Consider the following 3,369-nt stretch of genomic DNA (forward strand, 5'->3'; position numbering starts at 1 on the left):
CTGATGGGCGACGATGTCGTGCATCTCCCGAGCGATCCGGGTGCGCTCGGCAGCAACCGCGCGCTCCGCTTCCACGCTGCGCTCGCGCTCGAGATGCTCGGCCCGCTCTTCGAGCAGACGCAAGTACTCGCCCCGGAATCGGTAGCGTCGTCCCACGTACCACAGGCCAGCCACCATCATCGCCCCGAGCATGCCGCTGATGCTCGGTGGGTTGACGATAAAGGAGTCAACGGCGACGAACGCCAGCGCCGCCAGCATGGCGATCAGGCTGGCGCGGCTGTCTTTCGCGTGCCGGCCGACGCTGTAGAGGGAAAACGCCAGCGCGAAGATCCCGCCGGTCATCGACCCGAGGTAGACCAGCACGCTGGCCCCGAGCACGACGTAATGGGTGGACAGCGGATGGCTTCGTCGCCACAGCAACGCCAGGTTGCCCACGAAAGCGCACACGAAGGTGCCCACGTCCACGAAGCTCCTCACCGCCATGTTCGCCTGAGCCCATAGCAACAAGGTCAGCGTAAAGGAGAGCAACGCGATCAGGAGATCCGTCGATAACGGCCAGCGTTGAGCGGGGGCGAGCAGAGGTCGCCACACGCGTACGCCCGCGATCGTGGCGTGTTCAGCCACGGCGATGGCGAAGGTGGCGAGCGCCGGCACCCGGACCCGGTCGGTTCATGGACAGAGCCTAAACCTCGCCGCGAGGCTTGTCATACCCATCGCGTCGGATCGAGGCGGCAGTGGATCTACGACTTTTGGGGGAGGGCCAAACCGCACCTGCGGGCGATGCTCGCACACCCCAACACCCCCCACCATGAGCCTCACCCATCCACTGCCGACGCCAAGGACGCCCCATGAACGACATCGCCCTAGAGAGAAGCACGCTGGCCCCGCCCACGGCGCGCCAAGCCGTGGACGTCGCCGTCAAGGTCTGGTTTGGCCTCGCGGCCGTTGGCCACTGGCTCTTCCTCGCCTACATCCTCGCCGTGTTCTATCCCCCGGTCGCCGAACACGGCATGCGAGCGCTGGAGGGATCGCACCTACCAGGGGGCTTCATCGAGGGTGATACGGTCGGCAACTTCGCCGCCATCGGCCACGTATTGCTCGCCGCCATCATCATCGGCGGTGGTCCGCTGCAGCTCATCCCCGCGGTGAGAACGCGCTTTCCGCGCTTCCATCGGTGGCTTGGTCGGAGCTACCTGCTCGCGGCGGTCAGTAGTGCCGTGTTCGGGTTGTACATGACCTGGACCCGAAGCCCCATCGGCGATTTTCTCTCCCATCTGGGCATCAGCGGGGATGGCGTACTGATCATCGTCTGTGCCGCCTTCGCCGTGTATCACGCGGTCGGCCGTCGCATCACCGAGCACCGGCGTTGGGCCCTGCGTCTGTTCATGGTGGCGAGCGCCGTCTGGTTCTTCCGCGTCGGCCTGATGGGCTGGGTGTTGCTCACCGGAGGTGTGGGCATCGACTGGGAGCCGTTCACCGGGCCGTTTCTCTACGTGTTGGGCTTCGCCCAGTATCTGCTGCCGCTGGCCATGTTGGAGTGGTACTTCCACTGCCAGCGCAGCAGCAGCTCGCCTGGCGGTCAGCTGGCATTCGTGGCCACCTTGTCCCTGCTCACTGTCTACATGGGGCTCGGCATCTTCACCGCGACCACGGGCATGTGGCTGCCGAGGATGTGAAGCAATCGCGGGCCACTAGTCCGGCTGTCGACGCAGCTCCCCGACGGAGCGCTTGAACACCTCGAAGGCGGGCTTGGGCGTGGCGTCCGCATCGCTTCGCACCAGCCCCGTCTTGGTGAAGATGTCGCGGATGTTGCCCGCGTAGCACCGCGGCAAGCCACTCGCGATCAAGGCGCGCGCCAGCGAGTTCCAGGCACTGTCGTGGTCGTTCAAGGTCCAGTTGCACACGGTGCGGAAGTGCGCTCGACGTGCGTCCAGGGCTGTCGCCAATGCGTCGTAGACCGCCGCCTGACTCGACTCGCCCGCCAGCGGGCCCAGCGATCGGCCCTCCGTCGCCTGACCGATCTCCTGGATGTTGATCAGCTTGCCCTGGGCCGCGTCGACCAGGGCATCGAGGTAGGTGCCGACGTTGCTGGCGCGATCGGCGCGGAAGAGCTCGAGCGGGATGTCTTCCAGCACGCAGTTGGCGGCGGGACGCAGAGCGTAGACGTAGGTATTGAAGCTCGCGACGTCGAGGAGCGGCATCAGATCGTCGATGGCCGCGTCCTCGGGCCCGGCAAACACGACGGTGGTGGCGAGATCTGGCTCGAGGGCGTGAACGCGGGTGACGGCAGCCGCGATCAAGCCCTTGAAGCTCGCCGCCTGCGCGGGCTCATCCTCGTAGTAGCCACCAGGCTCGTTGGAGAGGCCGAGCGCGAACGCATCCTGTGCCAGCATCAGCGGAACGAAGACATCCAACAGGTTCTCGAGGGCAGCGACGATCGCTGGATCGTCCCAGGCCGCCCCCGCGCGCAGGAGGTCCTCGATGTGATCAGGCACCTCCGGCCCGGCCGAGTCGATGATGACGATGTTCGGGAACTGGTGGGCGATGCCCCGGGCGCGCAAGTCTCCCATCGCCTCGACAACTAAGCGACGGTCGTAGGCCCCCGGTGACGGCTCGAGTTCACGCCAGTCGAACAGGTGGCGGGCCGTGTCCATGCCCGCGGCGATCAGTTCATCGTAGCGTTCATCCACCGCGCGACGGGTCGCCAGGTCGAACACCTCGAAGGCGGGGATGGTGTAGAGGTGGAGGTCCTCGTCGCCGAGGAGCGGCATGTCGGCCGGATCAGCGTGGGTCACCGCCGTGGTGCAGAGCAGGATCGAGACAGCAACAAAGCGGCGTGTGAGCATCGCGAATTCCTCCCGAGTAGAGTTTCCAGCCTACCAATCCCCAGTAGCGCTGGTCACGGCTGGCGAGCTCGCGCGAGAATGCCGGCATGAGCAAGATCGCGATCATCACCGGCGCCAGCCGCGGGATCGGCGCTGCCACCGCTCGGCGCCTGGCGACGGACGGCTACGATGTGTGCGTGAACTACCGCCGGGACAAGACCGCCGCCGAGGCGGTGCTACGCGCCCTCGCCGCGGAGTTCCCGGTGCGGGCGATCGCGGTGCAGGCAGATGTGGCCCGCGAAGAGGAGGTCGAACGGCTCTTCCTCACCGTCGATGAGCAGCTCGGGCTCGTCAGCGCGTTGGTGAACAACGCCGCCATCCTCAAGCCTCAGGCCCGCCTCACGCAGATGAGCGCCGAGCGGATAAGCGATGTGTTCACCAGCAACGTGACCAGCGTATTCACCTGCTGCCGCGAGGCCGTGCGCCGCATGAGCCGTGCGCACGGGGGCGACGGCGGCGCCATCGTCAACGTCTCCTCCGTCGC

At 66.4% G+C, this 3,369-nt stretch carries 4 protein-coding genes; 2 read left to right on the forward strand and 2 right to left on the reverse strand.

Annotation, left to right across the window (positions count from 1 at the left end):
* On the reverse strand, positions 1 to 654 hold a 654-nt coding region (locus tag AAF184_25420; protein MEO0425695.1), incomplete at its 3' end, for a sensor histidine kinase.
* 194 nt (positions 655 to 848) lie between these two features.
* On the opposite strand from AAF184_25420, the gene AAF184_25425 reads away from it, so the two are divergent.
* Positions 849 to 1,676 (forward strand): DUF2306 domain-containing protein, encoded by an 828-nt coding sequence (locus AAF184_25425; GenBank protein MEO0425696.1) that lies wholly within the window; start codon positions 849 to 851, stop codon positions 1,674 to 1,676.
* A 15-nt stretch (positions 1,677 to 1,691) separates the two neighbouring features.
* On the opposite strand, the gene AAF184_25430 is transcribed toward AAF184_25425, so the two are convergent.
* Entirely contained in the window at positions 1,692 to 2,846 is a 1,155-nt protein-coding gene (locus tag AAF184_25430; protein MEO0425697.1) for a hypothetical protein, read from the reverse strand.
* 86 nt (positions 2,847 to 2,932) lie between these two features.
* Between AAF184_25430 and AAF184_25435 the strand changes: the two genes are divergently transcribed.
* On the forward strand, positions 2,933 to 3,369 hold a 437-nt coding region (locus tag AAF184_25435), incomplete at its 3' end, for an SDR family NAD(P)-dependent oxidoreductase (GenBank protein MEO0425698.1).

Source organism: Pseudomonadota bacterium (assembly GCA_039815145.1).
GTDB lineage: Bacteria > Pseudomonadota > Gammaproteobacteria > Steroidobacterales > JBCBZW01 > JBCBZW01.

What these genes read in the sequence shown, in the direction of transcription:
- AAF184_25425 (MEO0425696.1), top strand. Translation starts at nt 849, where the DNA reads ATGAACGACATCGCCCTAGAGAGAAGCACGCTGGCCCCGCCCACGGCG.
- AAF184_25430 (MEO0425697.1), bottom strand. Translation starts at nt 2,846, where the DNA reads ATGCTCACACGCCGCTTTGTTGCTGTCTCGATCCTGCTCTGCACCACG.